This is a genomic window from Streptomyces sp. NPDC093510 (genome assembly GCF_040683555.1).
Lineage (GTDB): Bacteria > Actinomycetota > Actinomycetes > Streptomycetales > Streptomycetaceae > Streptomyces.
The window spans coordinates 86,885-102,691 of sequence record NZ_JBFBEE010000010.1 but is presented as its reverse complement, the minus strand read 5'-3'; the positions used below and the strand labels follow the sequence as shown (position 1 = coordinate 102,691).

Annotated in this window: 12 protein-coding genes; 8 read left to right on the top strand and 4 right to left on the bottom strand. The window is 70.2% G+C overall.

Features of this window, described 5'->3' with window-relative positions:
- The first annotated feature begins 4 nt into the window (after window positions 1–4).
- Window positions 5–649 (top strand): amino acid ABC transporter permease, encoded by a 645-nt coding sequence (locus tag AB0N81_RS17710; protein ID WP_365359156.1) that lies wholly within the window; start codon window positions 5–7, stop codon window positions 647–649.
- Window positions 646–1,515 carry an amino acid ABC transporter permease gene (locus tag AB0N81_RS17705; protein ID WP_365359154.1) on the top strand — a complete coding sequence of 290 codons (870 nt, stop codon included), beginning with the start codon at window positions 646–648 and terminating at the stop codon, window positions 1,513–1,515. Before AB0N81_RS17710 ends, AB0N81_RS17705 begins: the two co-directional genes overlap by 4 nt.
- Before the next feature lie 32 nt (window positions 1,516–1,547).
- On the opposite strand, the gene AB0N81_RS17700 is transcribed toward AB0N81_RS17705, so the two are convergent.
- The 3 genes from AB0N81_RS17700 to AB0N81_RS17690 all read right to left on the bottom strand — a co-directional run bounded on the left by AB0N81_RS17700 (window position 1,548) and on the right by AB0N81_RS17690 (window position 5,357).
- Complete coding sequence (locus AB0N81_RS17700; protein ID WP_365359152.1) at window positions 1,548–3,158, bottom strand: CocE/NonD family hydrolase; 1,611 nt, start codon at window positions 3,156–3,158, stop codon at window positions 1,548–1,550.
- Window positions 3,159–3,274: 116 nt separating this feature from the next.
- Window positions 3,275–4,396 (bottom strand): Ig-like domain-containing protein, encoded by a 1,122-nt coding sequence (locus AB0N81_RS17695; RefSeq protein ID WP_365359489.1) that lies wholly within the window; start codon window positions 4,394–4,396, stop codon window positions 3,275–3,277.
- Window positions 4,397–4,601: 205 nt separating this feature from the next.
- Entirely contained in the window at window positions 4,602–5,357 is a 756-nt protein-coding gene (locus tag AB0N81_RS17690) for a hypothetical protein (RefSeq protein WP_365359150.1), read from the bottom strand.
- Between the two features lie 104 nt (window positions 5,358–5,461).
- Here AB0N81_RS17690 and ggt point away from each other — a divergent pair, with 104 nt between their 5' ends.
- The gene (ggt, locus tag AB0N81_RS17685; protein ID WP_365359148.1) at window positions 5,462–7,270 is read left to right on the top strand and encodes a gamma-glutamyltransferase; all 1,809 of its coding nucleotides are present in this window, start codon (window positions 5,462–5,464) and stop codon (window positions 7,268–7,270) included.
- Window positions 7,271–7,314: 44 nt separating this feature from the next.
- Here the strand turns inward: ggt and AB0N81_RS17680 are convergent, their stop codons facing one another.
- A complete protein-coding gene (locus AB0N81_RS17680; RefSeq protein ID WP_365359146.1) occupies window positions 7,315–9,189 on the bottom strand; it encodes a hypothetical protein in 1,875 nt (624 codons plus the stop codon).
- 231 nt (window positions 9,190–9,420) lie between these two features.
- Here AB0N81_RS17680 and AB0N81_RS17675 point away from each other — a divergent pair, with 231 nt between their 5' ends.
- From AB0N81_RS17675 to AB0N81_RS17655, 5 genes are all read left to right on the top strand, one after another.
- On the top strand, window positions 9,421–10,749 hold the full coding sequence (locus AB0N81_RS17675) for a hypothetical protein (RefSeq protein ID WP_365359144.1): 1,329 nt from the start codon (window positions 9,421–9,423) through the stop codon (window positions 10,747–10,749).
- Between the two features lie 182 nt (window positions 10,750–10,931).
- Window positions 10,932–11,774, top strand: coding sequence for a nitrilase-related carbon-nitrogen hydrolase (locus AB0N81_RS17670; RefSeq protein ID WP_365359142.1), 843 nt, complete (start codon window positions 10,932–10,934; stop codon window positions 11,772–11,774).
- The gene (locus AB0N81_RS17665) at window positions 11,771–13,054 is read left to right on the top strand and encodes an aspartate aminotransferase family protein (protein ID WP_365359140.1); all 1,284 of its coding nucleotides are present in this window, start codon (window positions 11,771–11,773) and stop codon (window positions 13,052–13,054) included. Before AB0N81_RS17670 ends, AB0N81_RS17665 begins: the two co-directional genes overlap by 4 nt.
- A 49-nt stretch (window positions 13,055–13,103) precedes the next feature.
- Window positions 13,104–14,495, top strand: coding sequence for a dihydropyrimidinase (gene hydA / locus AB0N81_RS17660; RefSeq protein ID WP_365359138.1), 1,392 nt, complete (start codon window positions 13,104–13,106; stop codon window positions 14,493–14,495).
- Between the two features lie 380 nt (window positions 14,496–14,875).
- Entirely contained in the window at window positions 14,876–15,784 is a 909-nt protein-coding gene (locus AB0N81_RS17655; RefSeq protein ID WP_365359136.1) for an aromatic prenyltransferase, read from the top strand.
- Window positions 15,785–15,807 lie beyond the last annotated feature (23 nt).

Below are 15,807 nucleotides of genomic sequence, written 5' to 3'. Positions count from 1 at the left end.
CGTCGTGGACGTACTGACAGACAACTTCTCCACGTTCGGCGAGGGGTTCGTCGGCACCGTCGAACTCACCGTCTTCGCCTCGCTGCTCGCGCTCGTGCTCGGCTTCGTCATGGCGTCGTTCAGGGTGGCGCCCGTCGGCTCCTTCCGGGCGCTCGGCACGGTGTGGGTGACGGTTCTGCGCAACACGCCGCTCACACTGCTCTTCTTCGCCGTGCTGCTCGGACTGCCGCGCTTCGGACTCGTGCTGCCCTTCAAGGTGTTCGCCGTGCTGGCCCTCGGCTGCTACACCTCCGCCTTCATCTGCGAGGCGCTCAGGTCCGGCATCAACACCGTGCCGAAGGGGCAGGGCGAGGCGGCCAGGAGCCTCGGCATGAGCTTCGGCCAGACCCTGTCCATGGTCGTGCTGCCGCAGGCCTTCCGGTCCGTCATCGCGCCGGTCGGCTCCAACCTCATCGCGCTGGCCAAGAACTCCGCGATCGCGGGCGCGTTCAGCGTCACCGAACTGCTCGGCACGTACAAGACGCTGAGCGAGCTGGGCTACAACATCATCTGGACGTTCGGCTGGATCGCCCTCGGCTACCTCATCATCACCCTGGCCATCAGCGCGGTCTTCAATGTCCTCGAAAAGCGCTGGGGAGTCGCCCGATGAAAGCCCTCTCCCACGATTCCACCGCCCTCTACGACATCCCCGGCCCCAGGACCGTCCGCAGGCACCGGCTGTACGGGATGCTCTCCACCCTGCTCGTGCTGGCCCTCGTCGGCTGGATCGTGTATCTGCTCTTCGACACCGACCAGTTCACGACGACGAAGTGGACGCCCTTCGAGTACAAGGGCATCCAGGAGCTCCTCCTGCGCGGCCTCGGCAACACGCTCAAGGCCTTCGCGATCTCCGCGGTCCTCGCCCTCGCGCTCGGCGGCCTGCTCGCCATGGGGCGCCTCTCCGACCACCGGCCCGTGCGCTGGCTGGCCACGCTCGTCGTGGAGTTCTTCCGCGCCATGCCGGTCCTGGTGATGATCTTCTTCGTCTTCGTGGCGCTGAAGGTCCAGCCGCTGCCCGCGCTGGTCGCCGGGCTCACGCTCTACAACGGCTCCGTACTCGCCGAGGTCTTCCGATCCGGCGTCAACTCCGTGGAGAGGGGGCAGCGGGAGGCGGCCTACGCACTCGGAATGCGCAAGACGCAGGTCATGGGGCACGTCCTCGTTCCGCAGGCCGTGCGGGCCATGTTGCCCGCCATCATCAGCCAGTTGGTGGTGGCCCTGAAGGACACCTCGCTCGGATATCTGATCACCTACGAGGAGTTCCTCCATGCCGGGAAGCTCATCGCGTCGAACCTCGACTACGATTTGCCCTTCATCCCCGTTGTCATGGTGATCTCACCGATCTACATCGGGATGTGCATGTTGCTGTCGTGGTTCGCCCAGTGGGTGTCCAGGCGTCAGCGGCGCAACCCCAAGACCGAGGCCGCGGACGTGGCCCCGGCGGAACCAGGGACGCTGCTGCCAGGTACGCGGTAGCTGAAACAGGCCCACCCGGCAGCAGCCGGTGATCACTGCTCGCGCAGGGGGACGGACACGTACGACGGGTCCGACTCCGGCGAGGAGAAGGTCAGCTGCGCGCCGGACGGGTTGTGCTCGATGTAGAGCGGGTCGACCGTGTCGACCACCAGGGCGAGCCTGTGTCCTGCCGGTACGTCGTAGGCCGTGGAGAACAGCTCCAGGTCCACGCCGAACGGCTTGCCGGGCGTCTTGCCGTGGAAGGTGTACGGCGCGTTGCTGACCAGCTTGCCGAGGCCGAGCGGGCCCACGTCGTAGAGGTACGCGACGAGGGTGCCGCTCTCCTTGGTGCTGGTGAGCGTGGTGTGCAGCTTCGCCGTCCCGCGCACCCGCTGGGCCGATGTGTACCGCTCCGACTGCCAGACGCCCGTGTACCGGCGCGGGAGCAGCGGCACCGACGCCGTCGGCGGGATCTTGAGGAACTGGTCGAGGGCGTTCGACAGGATGGCGATGCCGCCGTTGGCGCCCGAGTCGACGTTGGCGCGGATCGTGGTGGAGCCCGCCATGGCGATCTTCTTGCGGTCGGGGCCGACCGACTTCCAGTCCGGGTAGCCCTCGTAGCCGCCCTCCGACCGGGATTTGAGCTGGACCGGCTGTTCCTTGTCGATGCCGTTGTCCGCGCCCTTGAGGTAGTGGTCGAACCACCGCTGGGTGGAGGTCCAGGTGTCGTTGGGCAGGCCGAGCAGACCGGTCGCCTCGGCCGTCGCGTGGTCGCCGGGGCGGAACTCCAGGCGCTTGGGGCCGGTCAGCCGTTCGTAGAACTCCGCGTACTGGTTCGGCGGGAAGAGGGTGTCGCCCCAGGCGTTGCCGAGCATGACGGCCGCGCCGTTCTCGTTGATGTCGTCGAGGTAGGTCGCGGGGGAGCGCTTCGCGCCCCAGGCGATCATCTCGTCCTCCTTGTCCAGGTTGGACCCGAGGAAGTCCTTGAGGGTCTGCTGGAGTTCGGCGCTCGGGCGGCCGGTGAGGGCGCCCGCTCCGCCGAGGAGGGCCGCGGCCTGGGAGTGCTGGGTGCGGCCGCTGTAGATCGAGTCGATCAGGTCGCCCCAGCCGCTCAGCGCGGCGACGGCCTTGACCCGCTTGTCGTGCCCCGCGGCGAGCAGGCTGATCCCGGCGCCGTACGAGACGCCCGCCATGCCGACCTTCGACGGGTCGGCCGGGGTGTTGGCGAGGGTCCAGTCGATGACCTTGGACGCGTCGGCGATGTCCTCGGGGCCCGCCGTCTCGATCTCGCCGCCGGACTGCCAGAAGCCGCGCGAGTTGTAACTGACCACGACGTAGCCGGAGTTCGCGAGCTTCTGGGCCTGCGCGACGTACTCGATCTGGGGCATCGCCCAACTGGTGGGCAGCACGATCGCGGGGTAACGGGTGCCCGGCTGCGCGCCCTTGGGAGTGAAGACGTTGGCCTTGAGGATCGTGCCGCCGTCGCCGGGTATGTCGACGAAGCGTACGTCGGTGGCGCTCGCGGCCGGCGGCGCGGCCGCCGGGGCCGCCGGGGCAGCCTGGGCCGCTGGGGCGAGGCCGAAGGCGGCGCCGGCGACGAGCGTCGCGGAGACGGCGCCCACGGTGGTCGTACGCAGGGCCCGGCGCGGGTGCGGAGCTCTCACGGGTCACTTCCTCACTCGTTGAAAGTGCAAAGTGACCCGACGGTAACCGCGAACCTTTACCGGGGGTAACCCGTCGGTAAGTTACGCCCCGGTAACGATCGTTGGAGGGGGCACGGTTACGCCAGTGCGCTCTTCGCCTGCCAGTCGGACCAGGAGATGTTCCACTCGCCGTAGCCGTTGCCCGGGTCCGGAACGCCCTTCGAGCCGCTGCCCTCGACCTCGAAGGGGTCGCCTATCTGCGCCTCGCGGTAGAGCCAGCCGGCGTCACCGGTGCTCATACCGACGCAGCCCGAGCTGTGGTTGGTGTTGCCGAAGTACGAGGCGTTCCATGGGGCCGCGTGCGCGTACATGCCCGACCAGGTCAGGCGCATCGAGTAGTCGACCATCTTGTCGTAGGAGTTGCTGCCGGTGAGGCCGACCGTCTCCGAGCGCATGTTGATGGTGCCTTCCTTCGACATCAGGACGGAGGTGCCGCCCCAGGAGGCCTTCTCGCCACCGGGCGTGCCGGCCGACATCGGCACCGACTTGACGGTCTTGCCGTCGCGCGTCAGCGTCGTCGTCTTGCTGTCCAGGTTCACCTTGACGACCTGGTTCTTGCCGACGGTGAAGTTGGTCGCGTAGTCGCGGACGAACCAGTCGTCGCCGCCCGAGTCGATGCCGTTGAGCCGGGCGTCCAGCTTCACCTTCGTGCCGGACTTCCAGTACTCCTTGGGCCGCCAGTCGACGCGGTCCTTGCCGTCGTGGTTCTTGATCCAGCCCCACGACCCGGTGGTGTCGTTCGACGTCGTCACCTTCAGGTGCTTCTCCACCTCGGCCTTGTTGCGCACCGGGTGGTCGAAGGTGATCGAGAGGGGCTGCGCGACGCCCACCGTGGAGCCCTTGCCCGGGGCGAGCGTCACCTTGTTGACCTGCTCGGGCGCGGCCGTCTTGAAGGAGGCCTTCGCGCTGCCGCCCTTGTCGGTGCTCGCCTCGACCCGGTACGCGGTGCCGGGCGCCGCCTTGCGCTCCGAGGTCCAGGTGCTGCCGTTCGCCGACACCTTCCCGGACAGCTTCGCGCCCTTGTCGTCGGCGACCGTGACCTGCTTCAGCCTGCCGTCGGCCAGGCTGACCTTCACCGGCTTGCCCGCCTCGGCCTGCTGCCCCGAGAGGTTCACCGAGATCTTCGGCTTCTCGGCGGCCTTGTCGGCGCCGGACGAGCCGCTGCCGCCCGAACAGGCGGTCAGGGCGGCGGCGAGCACCGCAAGGCCCGCGGTCGCCGTGTGGCGGGTGCGAAGGGGGCGTCGGCGGCTCGAAGAGCTCTGGGGGGTCAAGGAACGTACCTCCGTGCGAATGTGGACTGCACGGTGAGAGGGACGATCGTCCGAACGGGTTGCCTGTTGTCCGGAAATTCCCTGCTAGATCACGGAAGAGGCCGGATCGCGTCGGCGCTCAGTGAGGGCCGCGTCACTTGGCGCGATGGGAGGTGCGGGCCGACGGCGTGGGCAGCGGGGTCTGGGCCGCGCGCGTCACGTCCCCGACGAGCTCCACGACGTCGGGACCGTACGCCTGCGAATTGACGATCTTCAGGAGCAGCACGAAGGAGTTCTTGCCGTGCTTGCGGGCGAGCTTCTCGTGGTGGCGTGCCAGATAGCGGGTGGCCGCCTGGCTGGTGACCGCACGCTGGCCGCAGAAGAGGAAGACGGGTCTCGCCTCCTGGCCCTGGTCGGCGGTGAGCCGGGCGAGGATCACATACTCCGTGAGGCCGGCCTCCAGGCGGTAGCGCTCGGCGCCGATCTGGAAGGCGCCGCGGTCGGGCGTCGGCTCGGGCTCGCTGTTCACCCGGACGCCGGGCAGCAGGCTGTGCATGTGCGCCGCCATGCGGCGGTTCGCCACCGGACTGCCCACACAGAACTCCGTGCGCTCACCGAAACCCTGCTGGGCCGCGTCGTGCGCGACGACCTGCTGGTGCGCCCCGCACTCCTTGATGACCGCGGCCAGCTCCAGGAGCGCGAACACGTCCTGGCGCATCACGGTCGGCTCGGGGCCGCCCGCGTCGCGGTTCACCACGAGCAGCGACTCGGCGTTGTCGGGCAGCCCGAAGAAGGCCTGCTTGCGGCGGAGCCTGCGCTTCCACAGGTGGCCGCGGGCGAGCCAGCCGAGAACGGCGCTGATGCCGACCGCGATCAGGCCGAGGACGAGTGTGCGCACGTCTTCAGTCATGGGGGCGCATGCTAGCGGCCCGCCGGACCCGTGTTCGAGGAGGTCCTGACGAGACGGGGGACTCGAAGTTACGCTGCGCAGACGGTTGTTGACAGGAGGTACGAATGCGTCGCGCTGTCGTACGGAATCTGACGCTATTGGCGGTCGGAGGGGTATTGGTGTCGGTCGGTGCGGCCGCGCCCCCTTCGCCTACGCGCTCAGCGGAACCGGCCGCACCGGAGAAGGTGCCGGTCGCCGTCGGCCACGGCGGGGCGGTCGCCAGCGTCGACCCCGACGCCTCGGCGGTCGGCATCGAGGTCCTCAGGAAGGGCGGCAACGCCGTGGACGCGGCCGTCGCCACCGCCGCCGCGCTCGGCGTCACCGAGCCGTACTCGGCCGGCGTCGGAGGCGGCGGATACTTCGTCCACTACGACGCGAGGACCCGCAAGGTCAGCACCATCGACGGCCGCGAGACGGCCCCGCGCACCGCAGGACCCGGGCTCTTCCTGGAGAACGGCAAGCCGATCCCCTTCGACCAGGCGGTCACCAGCGGCCTCGGCGTCGGCACCCCCGGCACCCCGGCCACCTGGCAGTCGGCGCTGGACACCTGGGGCAGCAAAAGCCTGCGCACCCTGCTGAAGCCCGCAGAGCGGCTCGCGCGCGACGGATTCACGGTCGACGCGACCTTCCGCTCGCAGACCGCGTCGAACGAGAAGCGGTTCAGGGACTTCCCCGACACGGCGAAGCTGTTCCTGCCGGGCGGCAGGCTGCCGGTGGTCGGGTCGACGTTCAAGAACCCCGACCTGGCGCGCACCTACAAGGAACTGGGCCGCGAGGGCGTCGGCGCGCTCTACCGAGGAGACCTTGCCGAGGATTTCGTGCGCACGGTGAACAAGCCGCCGGTCGACCCCGCCTCTGACCGCGTCGTGCGGCCCGGCGACCTCTCCCGCAAGGACCTCAAGGCGTACGCGGTCAAACGCCAGGCCCCGACGAAGACCAGGTACCGCGGACTGGACGTCTACTCCATGGCGCCCTCCTCCTCCGGCGGCACCACCGTCGGCGAGGCGCTGAACATCCTGGAGCGCACCGACCTCTCCAGGGCGTCGAAGACGAAGTACCTGCACCGCTACATCGAGGCCAGTCGCATCGCGTTCGCCGACCGGGGGCGCTGGGTGGGCGACCCGGCCTTCGAGGACGTACCGGCCAAGGAGCTCCTCTCGCAGCGGTACGCCGACTCGCGCGAGTGCCTGATCAAGGACAGGTCCGTCCTGAAGAGCCCCCTCGCACCCGGCGACCCGCGCCGGCCGACGCCGTGCGGCACGGGTGACAAGGCGGCCCCGACGACGTACGAGGGCGAGAACACCACGCACCTCACGGCCGCCGACAAGTGGGGCAACGTCGTCGCGTACACCCTCACCATCGAGTCGACCGGCGGCAGCGGTATCACCGTGCCCGGTCGCGGCTTCCTGCTCAACAACGAACTGACCGACTTCTCCTTCGCGCCCGCCGCCCCCGGTGTGCACGACCCGAACCTGCCGGGCCCTGGCAAGCGGCCGCGGTCCTCGATCTCCCCGACGATCGTCCTCAAGGACGGCAAGCCGGTGGTGGCGCTCGGCTCACCGGGCGGCGCGACCATCGTCACCACCGTCCTGCAGACCCTGACGGGCTTCGTCGACCGGGGCCTCCCGCTGGTCGACGCGATCGCCGCGCCGCGCGCGAGCCAGCGCAACGCCGCGCAGACCGAGCTCGAACCCGGGCTCTGGAACAGCCGGGTGAAGGACTCCCTGGAGTCGATCGGGCACTCCTTCAAGCAGAACCCGGAGATCGGCGCGGCCACCGGCGTGCAGCGGCTGCCGGGCGGCAAGTGGCTCGCGGCGGCGGAGAAGGTCCGCAGGGGCGGCGGGTCCGCGATGGTGGTGCGTCCCGCCGACTGAGGGCCTGTCCGCAAGGCTCTAACTGAGGGCCTGTCCTCAAGGCTCTAAGGGACGGGTGAGGCCGCGCAGTTCTGCTCCAGCTCGTTCGCCGCCCAGCGGATCGACGACTCCGGGTCGTCGTGCAGATACCGCAGCGTGGGCAGCGCCTCGCGGACGGCGGCGAGCTGGGCGTCACCGCGGCCGCCGCGCGCTCGGCGGACGTCGGCGAGGTCGGCGATGAGCAGCAGCAGCGTGCTGCGGGACCTGTTGTCCGGGTCGGTCATCAGCTCGACCAGGAACGGGATCGCGGGGACCGCGGCGGTCGAGGCGGCCTCCTTGGAGACCAGGAGCCGGTAGAGGTCGTGGACCGCGTCCATGGCCGTCTTCTTGTCGTCGGACGCGACCTTGCCGATCAGGTCCGGGATCATGCGGCCGGGGCCGCGGGCGGTCCACAGCGAGCCCCAGTCGACGCCGTCCAGGCGCAGTTGGAGATCGCGGTGCGGCCACAGCTTCGCCGGGTCCAGGCGGAGCGCGGACGTGCCGTGCGCGTCGGTGACGTGCAGGGTGCCGTCCGCGTCCAGGCCGAGGAATCTGATGCCGGTGCCCAGACGCAGCCCGGCCACCGCGTCGGAGCCCAGGTCCCAGACGCGGACCAGGCCGTCGGCCCACGCGGCGGCGAGCGCGGGACCCGTCTCCAGCTGTGCCGGCGCCAGCGCCCGGACGGGCGTGCGGCGCCGCGCGAAGGGGGTGCGCAACGGCTTGCGGCGGGTGCTCCAGTAGCGGATCACGCCGTTCTCGTCGCCGCTCAGGACGAGGCGCCTGCCGCTGTCCAGCTCGAGGCAGGCGAGCGCGGTGACCGGCGCGCGGTGCAGCGCCAGGCTGATCGTCTCGGGTGACTCGTCGTCGGTCTCCAGGACGTGCACCCAGCCGTCCGTGTCGCCCGCCACGAGGGTCGTCGCGTCCTGGTCGGCGGCCACCGACCGCAGGACGCCGGACGCGGGGACGAGCGCGGCGGCGGCGCCCGGCACCGACGGCGTTGCGACGGGCCCGCGGGAGAGGACCGTCCAGCGCCCCCGCGGATCGGCGTCGCCCTGTGTCAGCGAGAGCGGCCCGAGGTCCTCCAGGGGCGCGGGCACCTCGGAGGGCGGGCTGATCGCCTTGTCGCCGGACCAGTCGACGCCGAGGGTCTCGGCGACGGCGACGAGCGCCTCACGCGTACGGGCGTTGATGACGACCGCGAAGTCGGCGCCGGGCCCGCGTCCATGACGTATGACCGCGTCCGGCGCGCCGTACGAGAGGGCGTCCGTGCCCATCTCCTGCCAGGGCAGCAGGCCCAGTTCGCGGTACGAGGACGTCAGGCGCCGGACGATCTCCGGGTCGGCGTCGACGGTCGCCCTGCGCACCCGCAGCGTCCAGCCGTAGTGTGCGGGCAGCCGTTCGAAGGCCAGCTGTGTCAGGAACTCGGACAGCGACCGGCTCTGCACGACCCACGCGCCGCCGACGCTCACGACGACGCGCGGGTCGGGCAGTTCGGCCTCGGCGGCGAGATAGCCCCACTCGTGGCTGTAGTGGTACTCCGACATGAAGACGCAGACGCGGCGGTCGCCGCCGGGCCCCACGAGGCCGCTGTCCGCGGCCGCTTCGAGCTCCGAGATGGTCGGCGGCCACTGGGTGTGGACCCAGTACAGGCGCGGATCGAAGGCGAAGGAGTTGACGGGGGAGTCCCACCACTCGTTCAGGGCCACGGGGACGGGCAGGTCCCAGTCGATGCCGTCCGTGCGGTTCTCGCCGCCCCACCGGGAGTGGCCGGGCTCGCCGCCCGGGTCCTCGTAGCCCCACTCGCGCTGTACCGCGTCGAGCAACTCCCAGCGGGGTCGGCCCTGTTGCCAGGCCCGCAGCCGGTCCGCGAACTGTCCGTAGTCGATGATCTCTCGTGTCACCGGAGAAGCGTACGGATGATCAAGGTCGGGGATTGTCCCCGCCGGGTCACAGTGCCGTGAGAATCCTGGGACCGTCCTCGGTGATCGCGACATGATCGCGACGGTGTGCCGAGCCGGCCGTTCCCGTACCGCGCGCCCGTGGTGGCAAACTGCGTGTAGTCGTCCTGTAACACGTCTGGTGTTATCTTCCGGACCGGAAGACTCCAGGCTCCACGGGGCGGTGCAAGTCGGATGGCAGTGGAACAACTCCCCGAACAGGTGAGGGAGTTCGCTAGGTACTTGAGGGATCTGCTGGGGCGGTTGGATCAGGGGACAGGCTGGTGCGGCGTGTTCTGGCAGCGCGATCCGGACGGCATGCGTGCCTGCCTGGACGGCGCCGAGGTCCCGCCCTGGGACGTGGTGCAGGCGCTGCTCCACGACCTCGCGGCGGACCGGGGCATTCCGGAGGCCGAGCGCGAGGCGGGCACGGCGAGCGCCCTGCACCGCGCGGCGATCACCGCGTACGACGCCGGGCCCGGAGGCCGCGAACGCCTCAGCGACCGGCTCGACCTGATGCTCACCGAGCAGCGGATCGCCCTGGAACGCCTGGCGGACCTGACGCGGCAGCTGACCGTCGCGGCCGACGCCGACGAGGCCGACCGCGTCAACCTCGATCTGGCCTGGGTGCGCGACGACCACGAGCGCGCGACCGCCCGCTGCGCCGAGCTCCAGGGCCGGATGGACCGCCTCGCCGACGCGGCACGCCCGTCGTGGGTGGACCTCGGCACGGCATCCGCCCCTCACGGGGGCGAACTGCGCCTGCCCCGGCAGGCCACCGGGCAAGGCCCGGCCGATCCGGCGCGCCCCCGGGGCGCACGGTTCGCCGGACTCGACGGCGTCGCGAGCGGCGAGGGCGCGCCCGCCGGCGCGGCCGCCCCCGTCGCGGAGCCCGCATCGGACGAGGCGTGGCACACCCCCAGAGGCGCCCGCTTCGCGTCCGGCGCGCAGGAGCCCGCGCCCGCGCCGAAAGCCCCACACGTCCCCGGCGGGGACCCCGGGGCCCGTGCCACGTCCGACGCCGTGCGGGAACTCGTCAAGCTCCGCGGCGAGGGCCGCAGCGGCGAGGCGCACGGCGTGCTCGTCGAGGCCGCGGGCTGGCCGGCGGCCAGGCTGCCGCTGTTCGCCGCGGAACTGCACCGCGCGGGCCTCGCCGCCGACTGGGCGACCCTGCTCTGGGAGGCCGCCTCGCTGCCGCCCGACCGGCTCGTCGCGCTCGCGGACGCGCTGGCCGGTGCGGGCCGCGCCGACGACTGCCGGAAGCTGCTCCGGCAGGGCGTCGCGCGCCCCGCGCCGGAGATCGCCGAGGCGATCGTCGCGCTGATCGACGCGGGCCGGGAGCGGGAGGCCCGCGCGCTCCTCGACTCCTACCTCCGCGTCCGCACGCCGGAGGACGTGGCCCGGTGCGCGCACACCGACCCCCACCGCCTCATCCCCCTGCTCCTGGAGACGGCACGGCAGGTGTCGGACGAGCACCACTGGGACCTGGTGCACGCCCTGCGCGTGGCCGGTTTCAGCGCCTGACCGGGATCACCCCTGCCCGTTTCTCGCCCGCTCGGGTGCGAAACATGATCGACTCCGGCGGTTGACGGCGATGGTCTTGCTCAGCCCCTCGGAGGAGGCTTACGTTCTCCTAATCCACGCACCGGATCTACGTGCGTAGAAGCTCTCTGACGTCCTCTCAAGGGCATACGAAGGAGCAGCTCATGGCCAACGTCGTACGCGCCGCACTGGTCCAGGCCACCTGGACGGGCGACACCGAATCAATGATCGCCAAGCACGAGGAGCACGCCCGCGAGGCGGCCCGGCAGGGCGCGAAGGTGATCGGCTTCCAGGAGGTCTTCAACGCCCCCTACTTCTGCCAGGTGCAGGAGGCCGAGCACTACCGATGGGCCGAGCCCGTCCCCGACGGCCCCACGGTCACCCGCATGAAGGAACTCGCCCGCGAGACCGGCATGGTGATCGTCGTCCCCGTCTTCGAGGTCGAGCAGTCCGGCTTCTACTTCAACACCGCGGCCGTGATCGACGCCGACGGCAGCTACCTCGGCAAGTACCGCAAGCACCACATCCCCCAGGTCAAGGGCTTCTGGGAGAAGTACTACTTCAAGCCGGGCAACCTGGGCTGGCCCGTCTTCGACACCGCGGTCGGCAAGGTCGGCGTCTACATCTGCTACGACCGCCACTTCCCGGAAGGCTGGCGGCAGTTGGGGCTGAACGGCGCCCAGATCGTCTACAACCCCTCCGCCACCTCACGCGGCCTCTCCGCCCACCTCTGGCAGCTGGAACAGCCCGCGGCCGCCGTCGCCAACGAGTACTTCATCGCCGCGATCAACCGCGTCGGCCAGGAGGAGTACGGCGACAACGACTTCTACGGAACGAGCTACTTCGTCGACCCGCGCGGCCAGTTCGTCGGCGAGCCCGCGAGCGACAAGTCCGAAGAACTCGTCGTCAGAGACCTCGACTTCGGCCTCATCGAGGAAGTACGCCAACAGTGGGCGTTCTACCGCGACCGCCGACCCGACGCCTACGAAGGGCTGGTGCAGCCGTGACCGATCTGTACGACCGCCACCGGGCAGTGCTGCCCGACTGGCTCGCGCTCTACTACGAGCGGCCCATGGAGCTCACCCACGGCGAGGGCCGCCACGTCTGGGGCGCCGACGGCAGGAAGTACCTCGACTTCTTCGGCGGCATCCTCACCACCATGACGGCGCACGCCCTGCCCGAGGTCACCAAGGCGGTGAGCGAGCAGGCGGGCCGGATCATCCACTCCTCCACGCTCTACCTCAACCGCCCCATGGTGGAACTGGCCGAGCGCATCGCGGCGTTGTCCGGCATCCCCGACGCCCGCGTCTTCTTCACCACCTCCGGCACCGAGGCCAACGACGCCGCCCTGCTGCTCGCCACCGCCCACCGCCGCTCGAACCAGATCCTGGCGATGCGCAACAGCTACCACGGCCGGTCCTTCACCACCGTCGGCATCACCGGCAACCAGTCGTGGTCGCCGACCAGCCTCTCGCCCCTCCAGACGCTGTACGTCCACGGGGGCGTCCGCAGCCGCGGCCCGTACGCCGGCCTGAGCGACGCCGAGTTCACGGCGGCCTGCGTCGCCGACCTGCGGGACATGCTCGGGCAGAGCCGCGGGGGAGTGGCCGCACTGATCGCCGAGCCGGTCCAGGGCGTCGGCGGCTTCACCTCCCCGCCCGACGGTCTGTACGCCGCGTTCCGCGAAGTCCTGGACGAGCACGGCATCCTGTGGATCGCCGACGAGGTGCAGACCGGCTGGGGCCGCACGGGCGACCACTTCTGGGGCTGGCAGGCGCACGCGCAACACGGCCCGCCGGACATCCTCACCTTCGCCAAGGGCATCGGCAACGGCATGTCGGTCGGCGGAGTCGTGGCCCGCGCCGAGGTCATGAACTCCCTCGACGCCAACTCCATCTCCACGTTCGGCGGCTCCCCGGTCACCATGGCGGCCGGCCTCGCCAACCTCACGTATCTCCTGGAGCACGACCTCCAGGGCAACGCGCGGCGCGTCGGCGGGCTCCTCATCGAGCGGCTGCGGGCCATCTGCGCCCAGCTGCCCGCCGTACGCGAGGTGCGCGGACGCGGCCTGATGATCGGCATCGAACTGATCGAGCCCGGCACGGACCGGCCGAACCCGCAGGCGGCGGCCGCCGTGCTCGAAGCGGCCCGAGAGGGCGGCCTGCTCATCGGCAAGGGCGGCGGGCACGACACCAGCGTGCTCCGCGTCGCCCCGCCGCTCTCACTGACCGTCGCGGAGGCGGAGGAGGGCGCCGCGATCCTCGAACGGGCGCTGCACAGCGCCTAGTTCGGGCACGCACATTCCTCGCAGGCCCGCAGGAAAGGGAGCGCACCACATGAGTAACCGCACTCTGATCACCGGCGGCCTGGTCATCACGGCCTCCGACGAACTGCCCGTCGACGTCCTGGTGGAGGACGGCCGCGTCGCGGCGCTGGCCACCCGTGACAGCCACGGGTGGACCGCCGACCGCGTGCTCGACGCCACCGGGAAGTACGTGATCCCGGGCGGCGTCGACGCCCACACGCACATGGAGATGCCGTTCGGCGGCACCCTCGCCGCGGACACCTTCGAGACCGGCACCCGCGCCGCGGCCTGGGGCGGCACGACGACCATCATCGACTTCGCGATCCAGCCCAAGGGCGGCACGCTCGCGGAGGGTCTCGACGCCTGGCACGAGAAGGCGGCCGGCCGATGCGCGGTCGACTACGGCTTCCACATGATCATGTCCGACGTGAACGAGTCCTCCCTCAAGGAGATGGACACGCTCGTCTCCTCCGGGATCACCTCGTTCAAGCTGTTCACCGCCTACCCGGGCGTCTTCTTCTCCGACGACGGGCAGATCCTCCGGGCGATGCAGCGCGCGGGCGGCAACGGCGGCCTCGTCATGGCGCACGCGGAGAACGGCCTCGCCATCGACGTCCTGGTGGAGCAGGCGCTGGCGCGCGGCGAGCGGGACCCGCGCCACCACGGAGAGGTCCGCAAGGCGCTGCTGGAGGCGGAGGCGACGCACCGGGTCATCCGGCTGAGCCAGGTGGCCGGCGCCCCGCTGTACGTGGTGCACGTCTCGGCGCGGGAAGCCGTCGCCGAACTGACCAGGGCCAGGGACGAAGGGCTCCCGGTCTTCGGCGAGACCTGCCCGCAGTACCTCTTCCTGTCGACCGACAACCTCGCGGAACCGGACTTCGAGGGCGCGAAGTACGTCTGCTCGACCCCGCTGCGCCCGAAGGAGCACCAGGCGGTCCTGTGGCGCGGGCTGCGCACGAACGACCTCCAGGTGGTCTCCACGGACCACTGCCCGTTCTGCTTCAAGGGACAGAAGGAGATGGGCCGCGACGACTTCTCGAAGATCCCGAACGGCATGCCCGGCGTGGAGAACCGCATGGATCTGCTCCACCAGGCTGTCGTGGAGGGCCACATCAGCCGTCGCCGCTGGATCGAGGTCGCCTGCGCGACGCCGGCCAGGATGTTCGGCCTTTACCCGAAGAAGGGCACGATCGCCCCGGGAGCCGACGCCGACATCGTCATCTACGACCCGAACGCCGAGCAGACCATCTCCGCTCAGACGCACCACATGAACGTCGACTACTCGGCCTACGAGGGCAAGAGGGTGACGGGACGGGTGGAGACGGTGCTGTCCCGGGGCGTCCCGGTGGTCGACGACCGCGCGTACACGGGGCGTGCGGGGCACGGCTCGTTCCTGCGGCGGGGGATCTGCCAGTACGTGTGAGCCGGGCCGGCCGGCGCCGGGGTCCCGCCCAACTGGCGCGGCCCCGGCGCCACTTCACGAGGGTGTGACCCGGGTCACTTTGGGGGCCCCTTGGCCCGAAGGCGCCACCCGTGTCACTATTTCTGCGCGCCGACTCTGCCCAAAATCTGCTGTGAGGCCGTGAGTCGAGTGCCCTGGCCGCCGGTTCGTACAGGCGAGGCCGAGTCCTCACTCGGCGCAGTACCGACTCCCTTTCACATCCCCGTCGCGATATCCCGTCGCGTGTGACGGTGCCCCTCCCTTTGCCGCGCCCTTTTCGCGGACCGCAGGGGACCGATGCCCTCAAGTTGCGATGCGGCCCCGGCGATCGACAGACGCCAAGATCGACAAGTGGAGGAATCATGTCAGAAACCACCGACTTGAAAGAGCTGTACTCGATCATCGAGAAGACGGCTCAGGTGGTGGACGTCACCGCTTCGCACGACAAGGTCTGGCCCATCCTGAACGCTTTCCAGGATGTGTTCGGACAGGCAGTGATCTCTTTCCGGGCGTCGACGGGCAGAAGCACGGACGAGCTGGACTGCCGTTTCACCATGCTCCCGAAGGGCCTCGACCCGTACGCCCGTGCCCTGGAGCACGGCCTCACCCCGAAGACGGACCACCCTGTCGGCAGCCTGCTGAAGGAAGTCCACCAGAACCTGCCCATCGACAGCTGCGGCGTCGACTTCGGGGTCGTCGGCGGCTTCGCGAAGACCTGGTCCTTCCCCAGCGCGGCCAACCTGCTGTCGATCTCCCAGCTCGTCGAGCTTCCGTCGATCCCGCGCGGTGTGGCCGAGAACGTCGACTTCTTCAAGAAGTACGGCCTCGACGACATCGTGAGCACGGTCGGCATCGACTACACGAACCGCACGATGAACCTGTACTTCGGAGCGGGCGGCGGACGTGAGGTGCCGGCCGGCTGCTTCGAGGCGGAGGGCGTCAAGGCGATTCTGGCCGAGCTCGGACTGCCGGAGCCGAGCAAGGAGCTCCTGGCGCTCTGCGCGCGGTCGTTCTCGATCTACATCACCATGAACTGGGATTCCCCGAAGATCCAGCGGGTCAGTTACGCCGCCATGACGCCGGAGCCGCGGGGCCTCGCGGTCGAGATGACCCCGGTCTTCGACCGGCTCCTCGAGAACGCCCCGTACAGCACGGAGGGCCACAACTTCGTCTACGGCATCGCGGCGACGCCCAAGGGCGAGTACCACAAGGTCGCGTCGTACTACCAGTGGCAGAAGCGCGTCGAGGGACTGCTCCATTCCGAGTCCTGACACACGCCTCGCCCGAGAGGGCA